Source organism: Shewanella gaetbuli (assembly GCF_023284065.1).
Taxonomy (GTDB): domain Bacteria; phylum Pseudomonadota; class Gammaproteobacteria; order Enterobacterales; family Shewanellaceae; genus Shewanella; species Shewanella gaetbuli.
Genome location: NZ_JAKIKP010000012.1, coordinates 35349 through 53971, shown reverse-complemented (window position 1 = coordinate 53971; position 18623 = coordinate 35349). Strand labels below are relative to the sequence as shown.

19 protein-coding genes are annotated in these 18623 nt (G+C 41.7%); all 19 read left to right on the top strand.

Features of this window, described 5'->3' with window-relative positions; all coding sequences use genetic code 11:
* The first annotated feature begins 75 nt into the window (after window positions 1–75).
* The 19 genes from rsmG (at window position 76) to L2672_RS14135 (ending at window position 18608) form a co-directional block, all read left to right on the top strand.
* On the top strand, window positions 76–696 hold the full coding sequence (gene rsmG, locus L2672_RS14225) for a 16S rRNA (guanine(527)-N(7))-methyltransferase RsmG (protein ID WP_248996504.1): 621 nt from the start codon (window positions 76–78) through the stop codon (window positions 694–696).
* Between the two features lie 57 nt (window positions 697–753).
* Complete coding sequence (locus L2672_RS14220; RefSeq protein WP_248996503.1) at window positions 754–1536, top strand: ParA family protein; 783 nt, start codon at window positions 754–756, stop codon at window positions 1534–1536.
* A gap of 15 nt (window positions 1537–1551) precedes the next feature.
* Window positions 1552–2424 (top strand): ParB/RepB/Spo0J family partition protein, encoded by an 873-nt coding sequence (locus tag L2672_RS14215; protein ID WP_248996502.1) that lies wholly within the window; start codon window positions 1552–1554, stop codon window positions 2422–2424.
* Window positions 2425–2649: 225 nt separating this feature from the next.
* A complete protein-coding gene (locus L2672_RS14210; RefSeq protein ID WP_248996501.1) occupies window positions 2650–3033 on the top strand; it encodes an ATP synthase subunit I in 384 nt (127 codons plus the stop codon).
* Between the two features lie 12 nt (window positions 3034–3045).
* Window positions 3046–3867 (top strand): F0F1 ATP synthase subunit A, encoded by an 822-nt coding sequence (gene atpB / locus L2672_RS14205; protein WP_248996500.1) that lies wholly within the window; start codon window positions 3046–3048, stop codon window positions 3865–3867.
* Window positions 3868–3900: 33 nt separating this feature from the next.
* Window positions 3901–4158, top strand: coding sequence for a F0F1 ATP synthase subunit C (gene atpE / locus L2672_RS14200; protein ID WP_130599753.1), 258 nt, complete (start codon window positions 3901–3903; stop codon window positions 4156–4158).
* A gap of 27 nt (window positions 4159–4185) precedes the next feature.
* A complete protein-coding gene (gene atpF / locus L2672_RS14195; protein ID WP_248996499.1) occupies window positions 4186–4656 on the top strand; it encodes a F0F1 ATP synthase subunit B in 471 nt (156 codons plus the stop codon).
* Window positions 4657–4671: 15 nt separating this feature from the next.
* Entirely contained in the window at window positions 4672–5205 is a 534-nt protein-coding gene (atpH, locus tag L2672_RS14190) for a F0F1 ATP synthase subunit delta (protein ID WP_248996498.1), read from the top strand.
* A gap of 14 nt (window positions 5206–5219) precedes the next feature.
* Window positions 5220–6761 carry a F0F1 ATP synthase subunit alpha gene (gene atpA, locus L2672_RS14185; protein WP_248996497.1) on the top strand — a complete coding sequence of 514 codons (1542 nt, stop codon included), beginning with the start codon at window positions 5220–5222 and terminating at the stop codon, window positions 6759–6761.
* Between the two features lie 51 nt (window positions 6762–6812).
* The gene (gene atpG / locus L2672_RS14180) at window positions 6813–7673 is read left to right on the top strand and encodes a F0F1 ATP synthase subunit gamma (protein WP_248996496.1); all 861 of its coding nucleotides are present in this window, start codon (window positions 6813–6815) and stop codon (window positions 7671–7673) included.
* A gap of 36 nt (window positions 7674–7709) precedes the next feature.
* On the top strand, window positions 7710–9101 hold the full coding sequence (gene atpD / locus L2672_RS14175) for a F0F1 ATP synthase subunit beta (RefSeq protein ID WP_248996495.1): 1392 nt from the start codon (window positions 7710–7712) through the stop codon (window positions 9099–9101).
* A 36-nt stretch (window positions 9102–9137) separates the two neighbouring features.
* Complete coding sequence (locus L2672_RS14170; RefSeq protein WP_248996494.1) at window positions 9138–9566, top strand: F0F1 ATP synthase subunit epsilon; 429 nt, start codon at window positions 9138–9140, stop codon at window positions 9564–9566.
* Window positions 9567–9699: 133 nt separating this feature from the next.
* Window positions 9700–11064, top strand: a complete 1365-nt coding sequence (gene glmU, locus L2672_RS14165; RefSeq protein ID WP_248996493.1) for a bifunctional UDP-N-acetylglucosamine diphosphorylase/glucosamine-1-phosphate N-acetyltransferase GlmU — start codon at window positions 9700–9702, stop codon at window positions 11062–11064.
* A 175-nt stretch (window positions 11065–11239) separates the two neighbouring features.
* Window positions 11240–13318 carry a TonB-dependent receptor gene (locus L2672_RS14160; RefSeq protein ID WP_248996492.1) on the top strand — a complete coding sequence of 693 codons (2079 nt, stop codon included), beginning with the start codon at window positions 11240–11242 and terminating at the stop codon, window positions 13316–13318.
* Window positions 13319–13484: 166 nt separating this feature from the next.
* A complete protein-coding gene (locus L2672_RS14155; RefSeq protein WP_248996491.1) occupies window positions 13485–14255 on the top strand; it encodes a DeoR/GlpR family DNA-binding transcription regulator in 771 nt (256 codons plus the stop codon).
* Between the two features lie 32 nt (window positions 14256–14287).
* Window positions 14288–16117: a glutamine--fructose-6-phosphate transaminase (isomerizing) gene (gene glmS / locus L2672_RS14150; protein ID WP_248996490.1), complete on the top strand. Its 1830-nt coding sequence runs from the start codon at window positions 14288–14290 to the stop codon at window positions 16115–16117.
* Window positions 16118–16376: 259 nt separating this feature from the next.
* Window positions 16377–17348, top strand: a complete 972-nt coding sequence (locus L2672_RS14145; protein WP_248996489.1) for a linear amide C-N hydrolase — start codon at window positions 16377–16379, stop codon at window positions 17346–17348.
* Between the two features lie 183 nt (window positions 17349–17531).
* Entirely contained in the window at window positions 17532–17735 is a 204-nt protein-coding gene (locus L2672_RS14140) for a DUF1656 domain-containing protein (protein WP_248996488.1), read from the top strand.
* A 9-nt stretch (window positions 17736–17744) separates the two neighbouring features.
* Window positions 17745–18608: an HlyD family secretion protein gene (locus tag L2672_RS14135; protein WP_248996487.1), complete on the top strand. Its 864-nt coding sequence runs from the start codon at window positions 17745–17747 to the stop codon at window positions 18606–18608.
* The last annotated feature ends 15 nt before the right edge of the window (window positions 18609–18623 follow it).

The following is an 18623-nucleotide window of genomic DNA, read 5'->3' as shown; positions in this document are numbered from 1 at the left end:
CCATAAGGCTTCCCTTAGTGCTTCTACGGCTTCATAATACTGACGTTTATCGATATAAAATAAGAGGCAATACCTGTGTTAGCAGCTCAACTTAGTGATTATTTAGCTGAAATGAATATTTCAGCAACAGAATTACAGCAAAAACAACTTGTTGGCTTTGTTGAAATGCTTAACAAGTGGAATAAAGCGTACAATTTAACCTCAGTTCGCTCTCCTGAACAAATGTTAATCCGTCATGTTATGGACAGTTTAGTTGTATCCCCTTATCTTGATGGTGAGCTATTTATTGATGTTGGCACTGGTCCAGGATTACCCGGTATTCCATTAGCTATTTTAAATCCAGATAAAGAATTTGTATTATTGGACAGTTTAGGAAAACGAATTCGTTTTCAAAAACAAGTTCAATTTGAGTTGAAAATTAATAATTTCACCTCGGTTGAAAGCAGAGTTGAAGCCTATCAACCTGATCCATTATTTGATGGGGTATTGAGCCGAGCATTTGCCTCTATCGCTGATATGTTAAATTGGTGTCATCATTTACCAAAAGAAAATGGCACCTTTTATGCGCTAAAAGGTCAGTTAACTGATGCTGAAATAGCCGCAATTCCGGCAGAGTTTACATTGCTGGAAACCATTAGTTTGCAAGTCCCTAAGCTTGATGAACAGCGACATTTATTAAAATTGGTAAAAGTGTAATACTGATTCAACAGATTTACGTGTACCGGACATCAAAAATAACAACAGGATGACATTGTGGGTAAAATCATTGCCGTAGCTAACCAAAAAGGTGGCGTTGGAAAAACAACAACTTGCGTTAATTTAGCCGCATCACTTGCCGCAACTAAGCGTAAAGTGTTGTTAATTGATTTAGATCCTCAAGGTAACGCGACTATGGGCAGTGGCGTTGATAAATATGAACTGGAAAATACCGCTTACGAGCTATTAGTGGATGAAAAACCTTTCGATGAAGTGGTTATTAAAAATACTGTCGGTAAATACGATTTAATCGCCGGTAATGGTGATGTTACTGCTGCCGAAATTAAACTGATGGAATTTTTTGCTCGAGAAATTCGTTTAAGAAACGCCTTGGCACCGATCAAAGATGATTATGATTTTATTTTCATCGATTGTCCGCCCTCACTCAATATGCTGACAGTAAATGCAATGTCAGCGGCAGATTCAGTTCTTGTGCCAATGCAATGTGAATATTATGCCCTTGAAGGCTTAACGGCATTAATTGATACTATTACTAAATTAGGGGCTATGGTTAATCCTAACCTGAGTATTGAGGGGATCTTACGAACTATGTACGATCCCAGAAATAGATTATCCAATGATGTTTCAGATCAATTGAAACAACACTTTGGTGAAAAAGTATATCGTACGGTAATTCCCAGAAATATTCGTTTAGCTGAAGCGCCAAGCTTTGGTGCTCCCGCCATGTATTACGACAAAAGCAGTGCCGGAGCTAAGGCATATTTAGCCTTAGCGGGTGAAATTATTCGTCGTGCAGAGCAGCAACCTCAAACAAAATAAACGTAGGAACTAAAAATGACGTTAAAAAAACGTGGTTTAGGCAAAGGACTCGATGCCTTACTGAGCAATAGTAATGCCGCAAGTAAACAGGCCGAAATTCCGCAACAAAAGCCGGAAAGTGATCTGATCAATCTTGCATTAGAATTATTGCAACCAGGTAAATACCAACCGCGTAAAGATATGTCACCTGATGCCTTGGAAGAACTAGCAGAATCAATTAAAACTCAAGGCGTTATCCAACCTATTGTGGTCAGAAAAGTCTCTGATTCTAAATATGAAATTATTGCCGGTGAACGTCGTTGGCGCGCTTCTCAAATAGCCAAACTTGAAACCGTACCTTGTATTGTTAAACAAGTGGCAGATGAAGCGGCCGTTGCCATTGCATTGATAGAAAATATTCAACGTGAAGATTTAAATGCAATGGAAGAAGCCATTGCACTACAACGTTTACTTGAAGAATTTGAACTCACTCATCAACAAGTTGCCGATGCAGTGGGTAAATCTCGTGCATCCGTATCAAACTTGCTTCGCCTTAATGGTTTAAATGAACCAGTTAAGCGTTTATTAGAGTATGGTGATATTGATATGGGGCATGCTCGCGCGCTGCTTTCTATTGAAGGTGATGAGCAAACAAACCTCGCTAGATTAGTTGCTTCAAAAGAAATGACAGTTCGTGAAACTGAACGATTAGTTCATAAAGCGCTAAATCCTCCTAAAACCCCCGAAAAACCAGCTAAAGACTACGATGTAACCCGTCTAGAACAACAGTTAATTGAAAGACTCGGTGCCAAAGTTGCCATTAATCATGGTAGTAAAGGCAAAGGTAAAATTGTAATTAATTACCAAGATTTGGCCGAATTAGATGGAATTCTGAGTAAAATTCACTAATTTTTTGAAATTTATTCGTTGTTCAGTAAGTTTGTGACATAGCTAAATATTTTGTTTTCGCCGTTCTTGAGTTAAATCACGGTTAAAATAGCCATTTTAGACACATCAAAGTTGCAAACAAAACGCGAAAAGGTATACTTTGCAGGCTTTTTAGAAGTTAAGGCTGGGTTAATAAAATTACTTTAGACTTCAACTGGCAAAAAGCATGAATGCGGAGAGATAAAATTGACTAATGTTTTAGCGCGTCGTGGCCGAGCTTCAGCTTATAAAATAGTGATGTTACAGGCAGCGATTGTTGGGGGAACATCAATTTTACTTTTCGTTATGTGGGGTGTTCAGTATGGTTTGTCTGCCTTGGCAGGAGGGCTCATTGCTGTACTCCCTAATTTTGTATTCGCAACCCTAGCCTTTTCCCATGCAGGGGCAAGTGCGTCGGGGAAAGTGGTTAAATCACTTTTTCTGGGGGAAGCGGTAAAGTTGCTGCTTACCATAGTCTTGTTTGCTATAGCGTTGGGCTTGTTAAAAATGGACTTTGGTCCATTAATAGCAACCTATGCTCTGGGCATATTTGTACCTTGGACAGCCCCTTTATACTTCAAGCAAAATTAAGTGAGATTAATCATGGCGACAACTGGTGAAGCATTAACTGCTACCGGGTACATCCAGCATCACTTGACTAATGCTAAAATGTGCTTCGACGATGGCGGAGTTGCTTTTAACTATGCATGTCAAGATGCGGGATTTTGGACTTGGCACGTTGACTCACTTTTGTTTTCAGTAGGCCTTGGGATCTTGTTTTTGTGGTTATTCCGCAAAGCAGGCAAAAAAGCAACTACTGGTGTTCCAGGCAAGTTTCAATGTTTTGTTGAAATGTGTGTGGAAGGTGTCGATAAAATTGCGAAAGACTCATTTAATGGTCGTAACGCATTAATCGCACCACTAGGTTTAACTATTTTCGTCTGGATTTTCCTGATGAACTTAATGGACTTAGTACCAATTGACTTTGTACCTGAAGCCGCAAACAGACTTTTAGGTGTTCCTTACCTTAAGATTGTTCCTACGACTGACTTGAATATCACTTTAGGCCTGTCCTTAAGTGTTTTTGTGTTAATTGTATTTTACAGTATTAAAGTTAAAGGAATTGGTGGTTTCACAAAAGAAATGACCTTAAACCCTTTCAATCATTGGGCATTGATTCCAGTAAACCTAGTTTTGGAAACAGTCACCTTGATTGCGAAGCCTATTTCATTAGCGCTTCGTCTGTTTGGTAACCTGTATGCAGGTGAGTTGATCTTTATTCTGATTGCACTGATGCCTTGGTGGGCACAGTTCGCATTATCAGTGCCTTGGGCTATTTTCCATATTTTGGTAATTGTTCTACAGGCGTTTATTTTCATGATGCTGACGATTGTTTATCTAAGCATGGCTCATGAAAAACATTAATTAAATAAAAATTAGTTATTTATCGGAGATAAAATGGAAACTGTAATTAGCTTTACAGCAATCGCTGTTGCAATCATGATCGGCTTAGCTGCGCTAGGTACTGGTATTGGTTTCGCTATCTTAGGTGGTAAGTTCTTAGAAGCTTCTGCTCGTCAACCTGAATTAGCTCCAGCATTACAAACTAAAATGTTCATCGTAGCAGGTCTACTTGATGCGATCTCTATGATTGCAGTTGGTGTTGCATTATTCTTCGTATTCGCGAACCCATTTGTAGCTCAACTAGCTGGCTAATTTAGCACCCTATAAGGAGTTGACGTTATGAGTATTAACGCTACCCTGCTAGGCCAAGCGATATCTTTTGCGCTCTTTGTGTGGTTTTGCATGAAGTTTGTATGGCCGCCATTGATGAATGCTATCGAAGAACGCCAAAAGAAAATTGCTGATGGTCTGGCTGATGCCGGCCGTGCTGCAAAAGATCTAGAGTTAGCTCAAGCGAAAGCGACCGAGCAACTTAAAGAAGCTAAAGCAACTGCAAACGAAATTATTGAGCAAGCTAACAAGCGTAAAGCTCAAATCGTTGAAGAAGCTAAAGCTGAGGCAGATGCTGAGCGAGCTAAAATTATCGCCCAGGGTCAAGCAGAAATTGAAAGCGAACGTAATCGCGTTAAAGATGACTTGCGTAAGCAAGTTGCTTCTCTAGCTGTAATTGGTGCAGAGAAAATTCTTGAACGTTCGATTGACCCAGAAGCGCACAGTGACATTGTTAATAAACTTGTTGCTGAAATTTGATAAGGGAGTTGAGTTATGGCTGAATTAAGCACCATCGCTCGCCCTTACGCAAAGGCAGCTTTTGATTTTGCTGTTGAAAAACAAGCAGTAGATAGCTGGACAGAAATGTTAGCTTTTGCTGCATTGGTAAGTGAAAATGAATCAATGCAACCGCTGCTAAATGGTACTTTAGCGAGTACTGAACTGGCATCACTTTTTATTAAAGTATGTGGCGAACAAGTAAACGAGCAAGGCCAAAACTTAATTAAGTTAATGGCTGAGAATAAGCGTTTAGCGATACTACCAACCGTATCAGAATTGTTTGTTGAATACCGTAATGAGTGGGCGAAAGAAGTTGAAGCCACTGTGGTTTCTGCCTCTGAGCTAAGCACAGAGCAACAACAGCAAATAAGTGTTTCTTTAGAGAAACGTCTCGCACGCAAAGTTAAGCTGAATTGCAGCATTGATCCATCGCTAATCGGCGGTGTGATAATTCAATCAGGCGACCTAGTCATTGATGGCTCGGTAAGCGGTAAGTTATCGCGTTTGTCTGACAAGCTGCAGTCGTAATTGGGAGTTTGAGCATGCAACTGAATTCCACTGAAATCAGCGATCTGATTAAGCAGCGGATCGAGCAGTTCGACGTCGTTAGTGAAGCTCGCAACGAAGGTACTATCGTTGCAGTAAGTGACGGCATCATTCGCATTAACGGCCTTGCCGATGTAATGCAAGGTGAAATGATCGAACTGCCTGGTGGCCGTTTTGCAATCGCGTTGAACTTAGAACGTGATTCTGTCGGCGCCGTAGTAATGGGCCCTTATGCTAATTTAGCAGAAGGCGCAAAAGTAAGAACCACTGGTCGTATTCTTGAAGTACCAGTGGGTCGTGGTCTACTTGGCCGCGTTGTTAACACTCTTGGTGAGCCAATTGACGGTAAAGGACCAATCGATAACGATGGTTTCTCTCCTGTTGAAGTAATTGCACCAGGTGTTATTGAACGTAAGTCAGTATCACAGCCTATTCAAACAGGTTATAAAGCCGTTGACTCTATGATCCCTATTGGTCGTGGTCAGCGTGAATTGATCATCGGTGACCGTCAGATTGGTAAAACAGCACTGGCAATCGATGCAATCATCAACCAAAAAGATTCTGGCATTAAGTGTGTTTACGTAGCGATTGGCCAAAAAGCCTCTACTATTGCTAACGTAGTACGCAAGCTAGAAGAACATGGTGCTTTAGCTAATACAATTGTTGTTGTTGCATCAGCTTCAGAAGCTGCAGCATTACAATACTTAGCACCATATTCTGGTTGTTCAATGGGTGAATACTTCCGTGACCGCGGTGAAGATTCTTTAATCGTATATGATGATTTGTCTAAGCAAGCAGTTGCTTACCGTCAAATTTCATTACTATTGAAGCGTCCACCAGGACGTGAAGCATACCCAGGTGATGTATTCTATCTACACTCTCGTTTACTAGAGCGTGCTTCACGCGTAAACGAAGATTACGTAGAAAAGTTCACTAAAGGTGAAGTAAAAGGTCAAACTGGTTCTTTAACCGCTTTACCGATTATTGAAACCCAAGCAGGTGACGTATCTGCGTTCGTACCGACCAACGTAATTTCTATTACAGATGGTCAGATCTTCCTTGAGACTGATTTGTTTAACTCGGGCTTACGTCCAGCAGTTAACCCAGGTATTTCTGTTTCTCGTGTTGGTGGTGCGGCTCAGACTAAAATCATCAAGAAACTGTCTGGTGGTATTCGTACTGCACTTGCACAGTATCGAGAGCTTGCAGCGTTCTCACAGTTTGCATCTGACTTAGATGATGCAACACGTGCTCAACTTGAGCATGGTGAGCGTGTAACCGAACTTATGAAGCAAAAGCAATATGCTCCAATGAGCGTAGCTGCACAGGCTGTAGCAATTTTTGCAGCTGAAAAAGGCTATTTAAAAGCCGTTGCTTTAAATGAAATCGGTCGCTTCGAAGCCGCTCTGCTTTCATACATGAACAGTCAACATGCTGACCTAATGAACACCATCAATGCTACTGGCGATTATAACGCTGATATCGAAGGTGAGTTAAAGGCAGGCATGGACAAGTTCATTGAAACCCAAACCTGGTAACAATGAACGGGGTGCCTATGGGCACCTCAGGTCCCAGATTGGAGAGTAGAGATGGCCGGCGCTAAAGAGATTAAAACCAAGATCGCGAGTGTACAAAGCACTCAGAAGATCACTTCAGCTATGGAAATGGTTGCAACAAGTAAAATGCGCAAAGCGCAGGAACGCATGTTAGCAACACGTCCATATGCCGAAAATATGCGTAAGGTGATCGGTCACGTCGCGCAAGGTACGCTCGAGTTTAAACACCCTATTTTAGAGGTGCGAGATGCCAAGCGGGTTGGTTACATTGTTGTATCAACCGACCGTGGCCTTTGTGGTGGTTTGAACACTAACCTTTTCAAAAAGGTAGTGACAGACCTGAAAAGCTGGAAAGAGCAAGGTGCAGAAATTGAGTTTTGCCCAATTGGTACCCGTTCTGTTCAGTTCTTCAATAATTTTGGTGGTGATGTTGCTGCACATACATCAGGTTTAGGCGATGCGCCAAAACTTGCTGATATTATTGGTGCGGTTCGTGTCATGCTGAAATCATACAACGAAGGCAAGCTGGATCGTCTGTTTATTGTATTCAACAAATTTGTGAATACTATGACTCAGACTCCTGTGATCGAACAACTGCTACCTTTGCCTAAATCGGAAGAAGACATCGCAGAGTATCCTTGGGATTACATCTACGAGCCAGATCCAAAAGAAATTTTGGAAACATTACTGACTCGTTATATTGAATCTCAGGTATATCAGGGTGTTGTTGAAAACATCGCATCAGAGCAAGCAGCTCGTATGATGGCGATGAAAGCAGCAACCGACAATGCTGGCGAGTTAATTGACGATTTGCAATTAGTGTACAACAAGGCCCGTCAGGCAGCGATTACGCAAGAACTGTCGGAAATTGTTTCAGGCGCTGCAGCGGTTTAGGTTTTAGGTAACGAAATCAAGTTTAGAGGATTAATCATGAGCACAGGTACTGTTGTCCAAGTAATTGGCGCGGTTGTGGACGTAGAGTTTCCACAAGATTCTGTACCTCAGGTATATGACGCTCTGAAGATCACAGGTGAAAGTGCCTGTAATGGTTTGGTGCTGGAAGTTCAGCAGCAACTAGGTGGCGGTGTAGTTCGTGCCATCGCCATGGGTTCTTCTGATGGTCTGCGTCGTGGTCTAGAGGTAGCAAACTCAGGTTCACCAATTTCTGTTCCGGTAGGGGTGAAAACTCTTGGCCGTATCATGAACGTATTAGGTGAGCCAATTGATGAAGCGGGCGAAATTGGTGAAGAAGAGCGTTATGAAATTCACCGTGCAGCTCCTTCTTATGAAGATCAATCAAACACGACTGAGCTTTTAGAGACGGGTATCAAGGTTATCGACCTTGTTTGTCCTTTCGCTAAGGGTGGTAAAGTAGGTCTGTTCGGTGGTGCGGGTGTTGGTAAAACAGTTAACATGATGGAACTGATTAACAACATCGCTAAAGCCCACTCGGGTCTTTCTGTATTCGCTGGTGTTGGTGAGCGTACTCGTGAGGGTAACGACTTCTACTACGAGATGGAAGATTCAGGCGTACTAGACAAAGTTGCCATGGTTTACGGTCAGATGAATGAGCCTCCAGGAAACCGTTTACGCGTAGCGTTAACCGGTTTGACTATGGCTGAGAAGTTCCGTGACGAAGGTCGTGACGTACTGTTGTTCGTTGACAACATTTACCGTTACACCCTAGCCGGTACTGAAGTATCTGCACTATTAGGTCGTATGCCTTCTGCGGTAGGTTACCAGCCAACACTAGCTGAAGAAATGGGTGTTCTACAAGAACGTATTACTTCAACTAAGACTGGTTCTATTACCTCTGTACAAGCGGTATACGTACCTGCGGATGACTTAACGGATCCGTCGCCAGCAACAACCTTCGCTCACTTAGATGCGACAGTTGTACTTTCACGTAATATTGCATCGCTAGGTATTTACCCAGCGGTTGACCCACTGGATTCGACTTCTCGTCAGTTAGATCCACAAGTAGTTGGTCAAGAGCATTATGACGTAGCAAGTGGCGTACAAACGTTACTACAACGCTATAAAGAGCTTAAAGACATTATTGCTATTTTGGGTATGGATGAATTATCAGATGATGATAAAACAACTGTATTCCGTGCACGTAAGATTGAGCGTTTCTTATCTCAACCTTTCTTCGTAGCAGAAGTCTTTACCGGTTCTCCTGGTAAGTACGTTTCTCTAAAAGACACAATTCGTGGCTTTAAGGGGATCTTGGATGGTGAGTTCGATCACATCCCTGAGCAAGCGTTCTACATGGTTGGTTCAGTAGACGAAGCAGTCGAAAAAGCTAACAAAAAGAAATAACTAGGCCGTAAAGCTTAGTTCTTTAAGGAGAGCTCAATGGCAGCCAAAACAGTCATACTTGATATTGTTAGTGCAGAGAATAGCCTTTACCACGGCGAAGTGAGCTTCTTTGAAGTGAGCGGTGTGGAAGGTGAGTTAGGTATTATGCCTAACCATGCTCCGTTATTAACAAAAATCAAACCTGGCATGGCGCGCATGATCAAGCAAGATGGCAGTGAAGATGTATTGTATCTTTCAGGTGGTATCCTAGAAGTACAACCTACATCAATTTCTGTTCTTGCTGACGTTGCAATGCGAGCTGATGATATTGATGAAGAAGCTGCTTTAGAAGCCAAACGCCAAGCGGAAGAGAAAATTGCTAACGCGGGTGCTGACTTCGATTATGAAGCTGCAACAATCGAGCTGGCTAAATCATTAGCTCAGTTACGTGTTGTTGAAACCATCAAGAAAAACATCACCAGATAAGTTGATTATTTGCTGAATAAAAGGCGATTCATATATATGAATCGCCTTTTTTATTGCGGCTTTTCCCTTTCTAACACTATTCCGTTAAAATACCGCCAGTTTATATTTTCAGTCTTTTTTAAAGGAATAGACCATGTCACTTAATGTTGTGATTTTAGCGGCGGGTAAGGGCACTAGGATGCGCTCTGATTTACCTAAAGTTCTCCACCCTATTGCCCATAAAAGTATGGTGCAGCATGTTATCGATACTGCTAACTCGTTAGGCTCTCAAGCCATTCAGTTAGTTTATGGCTACGGTGCTGAAAAATTGCAAGCGGCATTAGGTGAGCAACCACTTAACTGGGTATTACAAGCGGAACAATTAGGGACAGGCCACGCGGTAGCCCAAGCTAACCCTAATATTGCCGACGACGACACGGTATTAATTTTGTATGGTGATGTGCCATTAATTCAACAAAGTACCCTAGAAGACTTATTAGCTGCACGCCCAGCCAATGGCTTAGCCATTTTGACGGTTAACTTAGATGATCCAACAGGCTATGGCCGTATTGTTAGAGACAATGGCCGTGTGGTGGGTATTGTTGAGCAAAAAGATGCTAACCCTGAGCAGTTAAAAATTAACGAAGTGAATACCGGTATTATGGCGGTACCTGGTAAACAGTTAAAAAGCTGGCTAAACCGATTATCAAATAATAATGCTCAAGGCGAATATTACCTAACCGACATTATTGCCATGGCCCACGCAGACAATGTTGAAATTAGCACTGCGCAACCCGCGTCAGCCATTGAAGTTGAAGGGGCAAATAACCGTATTCAACTAGCGCAACTGGAGCGTGCATACCAAGCTCGTGCGGCGAATAAACTCATGTTAGAAGGTGCTAACTTACGTGACCCTGCACGAATAGATATTCGTGGTGATGTTAGCGTAGGTATGGACGTTATGATAGATGTTAACGTGATTTTCCAAGGTAAAGTAACCTTAGGGAATAACGTGACAATTGGCGCAGGTGCAATTCTTATTGATTGTGATATTGCCGATAATGCTGAAATTAAACCTTACACCATCGTTGAAGGCGCTAAGCTAGGCCAAGCAGCAAGTGCAGGGCCGTTTGCACGCCTAAGAACAGGCGCCGAATTAAAGCAAGATGCACATATTGGTAACTTTGTTGAAATGAAAAAAGCCGTGTTAGGTGTAGGGTCAAAAGCCGGCCACTTAGCTTATCTAGGTGATGCGCAAATTGGTGCTGGGGTGAATATTGGCGCAGGAACGATTACCTGCAATTATGACGGCGCTAATAAGTTTGTCACCACTATTGAAGACCATGTATTTGTGGGTAGTGACAGCCAACTTGTTGCACCAGTGACCATTGGTAAAGGCGCAACTTTAGGTGCAGGCTCAACCATTACCAAAGATGTGGCAGAAAACGAGTTAGTGATTACTCGTGTTAAACAACGTCATATTTCTGGTTGGCAAAGACCGGTAAAACTCAAGAAATAGTCAGCCAATATTTGGCGTTATATTTATCATAAACAAAGGGTAAGTGATTTCACTTACCCTTTTTTTTACATAAAAGTAACAAAGGTAAATATTACTTAAAAAGATGTTAATGCAAATCATTCTCATTTATAGTTCGAGGCAAAATGATTACAACTAATAACTTTTTAGGTGAAAGATGTTAACTAAATTATCGTATTTATCACTTGCCATAACCGCAGGCATATTATCTGTATCAGCTTATGCAGAAGAATTACAAAATATTGAACATATTGAAGTTAAAGGGCGCACTTTTAATGACTATAAAGTTGGCTCAGCTTCAGGCGCTATGCGCGGCAATATAAGTTTAATGGATACGCCTCAATCTGTAACCGTTATTCCAGACTTTGTTACTGACGAACAGTTAGCAACCAACTTGTCAGAAGTGTTAGTTAATGATTCGAGCGTTACCGGCGGTAGTGAAAAGTGGAACCGCCAAGTATTTAATATTCGTGGTTTTGAGCTTTCTTCAGGCTCGGGCTATTTAATTAATGGCCACCAGCAATGGTCTCATTACGTTCAGCCTATTGAGACACTACAGCAAGTTGAGGTTTTAAAAGGCCCATCAAGCATGCTTTATGGGCAGTCAGGCCCTGGTGGTTTAATTAATATGGTCACCAAAAAACCGACCTACGAAAGCCAATATGAATTTGGATTTGATACCGACGAAAATGGCTCTACCCGTTTTCAACTTGATGCTGGTGGTGCTTTAAATGACTCACAAACCATTCGCTATCGCACTGTGTTAGTTAAGCAAGACACTACTTATTGGCGTGAATATCAAGATGGAACAAATCAAGAGCGTGATCGTTGGTTAGGTTATATTAATCTTGATTTTGACTTAATGGACAACTTAACGCTGTCGGTTAAATATGACCATACCCAAGATAAAACCGGTATTGATCGTGGAGGTTGGTTAGATGCTGATGGCGAGTTAATGGGTGGAAAAGATATTATTTGGGATCAACCTTGGGCATTTACCGATAACACCATCAGTAATTTAGGCGCCGATTTAACTTACTACATGACCGACGCATGGAGTATGAAGCTAGGTTATAACGACCAACAATTTAATCGCCAACGTGTAGATTCATCGCCATCATATAATGAAGATGCCATGACCGACGGTTATCAAATCAGTCCATTTGACCGTTATGACGATTGGCAGCATAAAACGGCTTTTGTCGATTTTAATGGTCAGTTTTCAACTGGCAGTATTGGTCATCAAATGTTAATTGGTGCCAACATGTTAGATTACTATTATGGTCAATTACGTGTGTCAGGCGAAAAAGTGATTGTACAACCTGGACAGCCAATCAGCAGACCTGATATCGATTACCACGATGATGACACCTTGTATGAGTCAGATTACAAGCATTACGGTTTTTACTTCCAAGACTTAATGACTTTCAATGACCACTGGCAAGCTATTGTTGGCGCACGTTACGACGAGCAGAAAAAAGACGGTGATGGAAATAACAGCTACGCGGTTTCACCTAAGTTTGGTGTTGTTTACTCACCAGCAGAAAACGGCAGTATTTACGTTAATTACTCAAAGAGTTTCACGCCGCAAGGCATAGTAAATGATGAAAATGATGTGAACGATAAAATGAACTTAGACCCTGAATATGGCACTCAATATGAAGTGGGCACTAAGTGGGAGTTTTACGATGGTGGATTATTATTAACCGGCGCTATTTTTGATATTACCGTTGATAATGTCACCGTAACCGAAGACATAGACAGTGTTCACACCATTACCACACAATCTGGTGAGCAACGCCATAAAGGGGCTGAAATAGGCGCTCAAGGTCAGCTGAGTGAAAAATGGTTTATGACCGGGTCAATGATGTACCTTGATGCCGAATATATTCGTCCTGAAACTGACGCGCTAAATGGTAAAACTCCTATGGATGCGCCAGAGCTATCAGCGAATATTTGGACGCGTTATGAAGTTAATGACAGCTTTGCGTTAAACTTTGGTGCTATCTATGTTGGCGAGCGTTTTGCCAATACCGACAACACTATTGTTAAAGATGACTATGTTCGATTTGACCTTGGCGCAGCTTATACAATGGATGTAATGGACAGTGATGTCAGCATTCGTATGAACGTTAAAAACTTATTTGATGTTGATTATGTGGCGGGTGGTTCATATAACGACGCCACCGTAGGTGATGGTCGTCATGTTAGCTTGGCCTTAGAAGCCAAGTTTTAATCTTTCGATATAAACATAGAAATCAATTTAATGCCTCTAACCCTCTGTTAGAGGCATTTTTATATCAATTTTAATCCTCAAGGCTAATAATTTTCAGCCACAGTTCTAGCAAAAATCTTTCGTTTGGCTATAATACATCTTTCGAAACGAAACTTCATGAAAGATAATGAACAAAAGAAACACCCAACAACGACGTCATAGCATTATTAAGCTACTTAACCAGCAAGGTGAAGTTAGCGTTGATGATCTTTCCTTACGTTTCGAAACTTCTGAAGTTACCATTCGCAAAGACTTAGCCACACTTGAAAAAACCGGTCTACTGTTACGCCGTTATGGTGGCGCAGTGGCAGTACCTGATGAAGTGACTCAGCAATTCAGTGCCAAAATAGCGCCCAATAAACTTGCTATAGCTAAAACCGCTGCGGCGCTTATTAAAGATCATAACCGCATTATTATCGATAGTGGCAGTACCACCACCGGCATTGTTCAACAGCTGAATAACTTGCGTGGGCTGGTGGTGATGACTAACTCTTTACAGCTGGCCAATGCCATTCACGAGTTAGAAAACGAACCAACATTATTGATGACCGGAGGCACATGGGACCCGCATTCAGAGTCTTTTCAAGGTCAAGTGGCTGAACAGGTATTGCGCTCATATAACTTTGACCAATTATTTATTGGCGCAGATGGGCTCGACCTAGTACGTGGCACGACCACATTTAATGAATTAACCGGCCTAAGCAAAGTGATGGCAGAAATGTCACGTGAAGTCGTGGTGTTATTAGAGTCTTCAAAAATAGGTCGCAGAATCCCGAATTTAGAACTGCCCTGGAGTGACATTAATGTGTTGGTCACCGATGACAAAATTACTCCAGAAGCATTAGAAACCATTAAAAAACAAGGTGTAACCGTATTGCTTGCACCTTACGTTGAATAAACTAATTTTAAATTATTGATAGGTAAATAACTATGTGTGGAATCGTAGGTGCAGTAGCACAACGTGATGTAGCAGAAATTTTAGTCGAAGGCTTACGCCGCTTAGAATACCGCGGCTATGACAGCGCAGGTGTTGCGGTGATTAGTAACAACACCTTAAATCGCACCCGTCGTTTAGGCAAAGTGCAAGAGTTATCATCAGCACTTGAGCAGTCGCCATTGGTGGGTGGAACCGGTATTGCCCATACACGCTGGGCAACACACGGTGAACCAAGTGAGCGTAATGCTCACCCACATGTATCAGAAGACGATATTGCTGTAGTACATAACGGTATTATTGAAAACCACAATAAACTCCGTGAAATGCTAAAAGGCCTAGGCTATACCTTTGCATCAGACACAGACACAGAGGTTATTTGTCACTTAGTGCATCACGAGCTAAAAACCGCAGCAAGCTTATTAGCAGCAGTACAAGCCACGGTTAAACAATTAGAAGGTGCATACGGCACTGTCGTTATCGACCGTCGTGACAGCGAGCGTATGGTTGTTGCCCGAAGCGGTAGCCCATTAGTTATTGGTTACGGTTTAGGTGAAAACTTTGTTGCCTCTGATCAGCTAGCCCTGTTACCTGTTACCCGTTCATTTTCATTCTTAGAAGAAGGTGATGTTGCCGAAGTGACTCGCCGCGAAGTGAATATTTTTGACGTTGACGGCAACCCAGTTAAGCGTGAAGTTAAAGAGTCTGAAGTGACCCACGACGCCGGTGACAAAGGTGAATACCGTCACTACATGCTTAAAGAAATTTACGAGCAGCCAACCGCAATAGCCCATACTTTAGAAGGCCGCATAGCCGCTGGTAAAGTATTAGATAGCGCCTTTGGTGAAAATGCCGCTGAATTTTTAAAAGACATCAAGCACGTGCAAATTATTGCCTGTGGTACCAGTTACCATGCAGGCATGGCAGCCCGTTACTGGTTAGAAGATTGGGCCGGTGTGTCATGTAATGTGGAAATTGCCTCTGAATTTAGATACCGCAAATCACACATGTTCCCTAACAGCTTGTTAGTCACTATTTCACAATCTGGTGAAACAGCCGACACTTTAGCGGCACTGCGTTTAGCAAAAGAAATGGGCTACAAAGCCACATTAACTATTTGTAACTCGGCAGGATCTTCATTAGTACGCGAATCAGACATGGCGTATATGATGAAAGCCGGTGCTGAAATTGGTGTGGCATCAACTAAAGCCTTTACTGTGCAATTAGCGGGTTTGTTAATGTTAACCGCAGCCATTGGTCGCCATAATAGTATGAGCGAAGAAATGGAAGCGGCAATTACTCAAAGCCTACAATCAATGCCAGCTAAAGTAGAGCAAGCACTAGGCTTAGATGATGCCATTGCAGAGCTTGCTGAAGACTTTGCCGACAAACATCACGCACTGTTTTTAGGCCGTGGCGACCAATACCCTATTGCAATGGAAGGCGCGCTTAAGCTAAAAGAAATTTCATACATTCATGCAGAAGCTTACGCCTCTGGTGAACTAAAACACGGCCCATTAGCACTAATTGATGCTGATATGCCTGTTATTGTTGTAGCCCCTAACAATGAACTGTTAGAAAAGCTTAAATCAAACGTAGAAGAAGTTCGCGCACGTGGCGGCTTAATGTATGTTTTTGCAGACAAAGATGCTGAGTTTGAATCAGACGACACCATGAAGGTCATTCCAGTACCACACTGTGATGAATTTATGGCACCGTTAATCTACACCATCCCATTACAACTATTGTCATATCACGTCGCCTTAATTAAAGGCACTGACGTTGACCAACCACGTAACCTAGCAAAATCAGTTACGGTTGAATAAAGCGTAATGCAGATAAAATAAGTTTGTTTTAAAGTTTAAATTAAACCTCCTGATTGATACTTAAATCATCAGGAGGTTTTTTTATACATCCTACTTTTGTCGCTGTTATCTCATTGCATCTGTCATAACCCTGGTGAGGAGCCAGCCCTACACTGCGTATTCAACAAAATAAATATCTTTCGATAATCTACCCCCATTGCTGAGGACAACAGTGCTTAGTGACTAAATTATCTTTTACTATTTTTTTGGAGAAATACTCATGTGTACACGTCTTTTATATAAAACAGAAACCGGCCAATTTATTACTGCTCGTGGTATGGACTGGAATGATCCAACTGCAGCGACCTCGATGGTTGTTTACCCTAGAGGGATGCAACAAAGTGGTGGCAATATGGATAACCCATTAACTTGGACATCAAAATATGGTTCAGTTTTCGCCTCTTTTTATAATGTTGCTTGTGCTGATGGTATTAATGAAGCTGGCTTAGTTACTAATGCTCTTTACTTAGCTGAATCAGATTATGGTGATTACACGCTGTCACAAAAACCACGCCTTTCTATTGGTGCTTGGGCTCAGTATTTTTTAGATAACTTTGCCACTGTTGAAGAAGCGGTTACTGCAATGAAGCAACCACCTTTTGTTATCGTCGCGCCTCTTTTACCTAATGGCCGTGCAGCAACTGTTCATCTTTCTTTATCAGATATTTCAGGTGACAGTGCCATTCTTGAGTATGTGGATGGTGAATTAAAAATCCATCACAGTGCAGAATATCGAGTGATGACAAACTCACCATTGTTTGATGAGCAAATTGCTATTAATAAATATTGGGAGTCAGTTGGGGGAGATAAAATGCTTCCTGGAACAATTAATGCTGCAGATCGTTTTGTCCGTGCAACTTATCTATTAAATAGCACGCCACGTTTCCCTGATGGTCAGATGGCTACGGCAGCTGCTTTATCAGTGCTTCGCTCTGTTGGTGTTCCATTAGGTATGGCTGACTCTGAGCATCCAAATATTTCTGCCACACTTTGGCGCTCTATTTCTGATCATAAAGCTAAACGTTTCTTCCTTGATTCAGCCTCTCAGCCTGCGCTTATTTGGTTAGATTTGAATAATGTCAATCTTGAACCTGGCGCCCCAGTAATGACTGTTGAACTTAATGGTCCAGAACATATTGCTGGAGATATTACAGACAAACTAGTGGTATCTGAGCCATTAAGCTGGATCTAATCAATAGCTTAATACCCACGTATAGCGCTTGAGTTCTCTAAAGAAGCAAACAGCAACTGTTTGCTTCTTTAGTCAAAGTGAAAATGATTTGGCTAAGCTGATGGCCCAATCATACGCAGCAGATTCATTCAATTGTTATCCCCCTTGTATTATTTGTTTCGTAAACGAGACGAGGTAAAAACTATGCCCCATGAATTATTTATAGGTGGGATATACATCCCTCCATTGTTGCTTGTTTTGGCAATGTCTTACGTTGTCACCCAAGTGGTTCTTTCGATTGTAGATAGAATAGATGGTTATCGATTTATTGCCATGCCAGCGTTAACTGACCTTGCCGTGTTTATTTTAATTTCGCTAAGCATTGGTCGATTCATTTTATTTGTTTGAGGTATTCACATGATTCGTAAATATATTACATCGCTATTGTTAATCGGTTTTGCTGCATTAGGTATATATCACTATTACCTTCACTATCAATCTAATCCTTGGACGCGTGATGGCCAGGTTCGTGCGCATATTATTCAAGTTACCCCTCAGGTTACTGGGCAAGTGGTTGCCTTTGAAGTTGCAGACAACCAAGAAGTGAGTGCGGGTGATGTGCTATTCAGAATTGATGATAGAAAATACATTGCTGATTTTAAAAGTGCTCAGGCATCGGTTAAACAGGCTCAAGCGGCATTAAATAAAGCCCTAAATGAACAACATAGAGCAAAGGCTCTTGAAAAAAGAGTTCAAGGTTCTGTTTCGACATTAACGTTGAATAACTATCAAAGTGCAGTTGAATCGGCGCAGGCAAACCTAGATGCCACTATGGCAAAAAAAGACCAAGCTCAGCTTGCATTGCAATACACCGTAGTCACTGCACCTGTGGATGGTTTTGTGACTAATTTGAATTATCGAGTCGGTTCACAAGTGGTTGCTAATGCACCAGTTGTAGCGCTTATTGATAAGCACAGCTTTTGGATTGAGGGATTTTTTAAAGAAACAGATGTGAAAAATGTTCGATTAGATCAGCCTGCTAAGGTAACTCTTATGACTGATGATTCTGAGATTTTAAACGGTACCGTTGAGAGTATTGGGTATGGTATTTCGAAGTCTGACGGTAGTACAGGAAACTCATTATTGCCTAATGTAAATCCAAACTTTCAATGGATCCGATTAGCACAACGCTTACCTGTAAAAATTAAACTTGATGAAAAGCATGCTGAAACCATTCTTCGTGTCGGTATGACCGCATCTGTTCAAATTATTGCAGAATAAACTAAAAGGTACTCG

Bases quoted from the DNA above. Each gene is read 5' to 3' on its own strand.
- L2672_RS14215 (WP_248996502.1), top strand. From the start codon at position 1,552: ATGACGTTAAAAAAACGTGGTTTAGGCAAAGGACTCGATGCCTTACTG.
- atpB (WP_248996500.1), top strand. From the start codon at position 3,046: ATGGCGACAACTGGTGAAGCATTAACTGCTACCGGGTACATCCAGCAT.
- atpE (WP_130599753.1), top strand. From the start codon at position 3,901: ATGGAAACTGTAATTAGCTTTACAGCAATCGCTGTTGCAATCATGATC.
- atpF (WP_248996499.1), top strand. From the start codon at position 4,186: ATGAGTATTAACGCTACCCTGCTAGGCCAAGCGATATCTTTTGCGCTC.
- atpH (WP_248996498.1), top strand. From the start codon at position 4,672: ATGGCTGAATTAAGCACCATCGCTCGCCCTTACGCAAAGGCAGCTTTT.
- atpA (WP_248996497.1), top strand. From the start codon at position 5,220: ATGCAACTGAATTCCACTGAAATCAGCGATCTGATTAAGCAGCGGATC.
- atpG (WP_248996496.1), top strand. From the start codon at position 6,813: ATGGCCGGCGCTAAAGAGATTAAAACCAAGATCGCGAGTGTACAAAGC.
- atpD (WP_248996495.1), top strand. From the start codon at position 7,710: ATGAGCACAGGTACTGTTGTCCAAGTAATTGGCGCGGTTGTGGACGTA.
- L2672_RS14170 (WP_248996494.1), top strand. From the start codon at position 9,138: ATGGCAGCCAAAACAGTCATACTTGATATTGTTAGTGCAGAGAATAGC.
- glmU (WP_248996493.1), top strand. From the start codon at position 9,700: ATGTCACTTAATGTTGTGATTTTAGCGGCGGGTAAGGGCACTAGGATG.
- L2672_RS14160 (WP_248996492.1), top strand. From the start codon at position 11,240: ATGTTAACTAAATTATCGTATTTATCACTTGCCATAACCGCAGGCATA.
- L2672_RS14155 (WP_248996491.1), top strand. From the start codon at position 13,485: ATGAACAAAAGAAACACCCAACAACGACGTCATAGCATTATTAAGCTA.
- glmS (WP_248996490.1), top strand. From the start codon at position 14,288: ATGTGTGGAATCGTAGGTGCAGTAGCACAACGTGATGTAGCAGAAATT.
- L2672_RS14145 (WP_248996489.1), top strand. From the start codon at position 16,377: ATGTGTACACGTCTTTTATATAAAACAGAAACCGGCCAATTTATTACT.
- L2672_RS14140 (WP_248996488.1), top strand. From the start codon at position 17,532: ATGCCCCATGAATTATTTATAGGTGGGATATACATCCCTCCATTGTTG.
- L2672_RS14135 (WP_248996487.1), top strand. From the start codon at position 17,745: ATGATTCGTAAATATATTACATCGCTATTGTTAATCGGTTTTGCTGCA.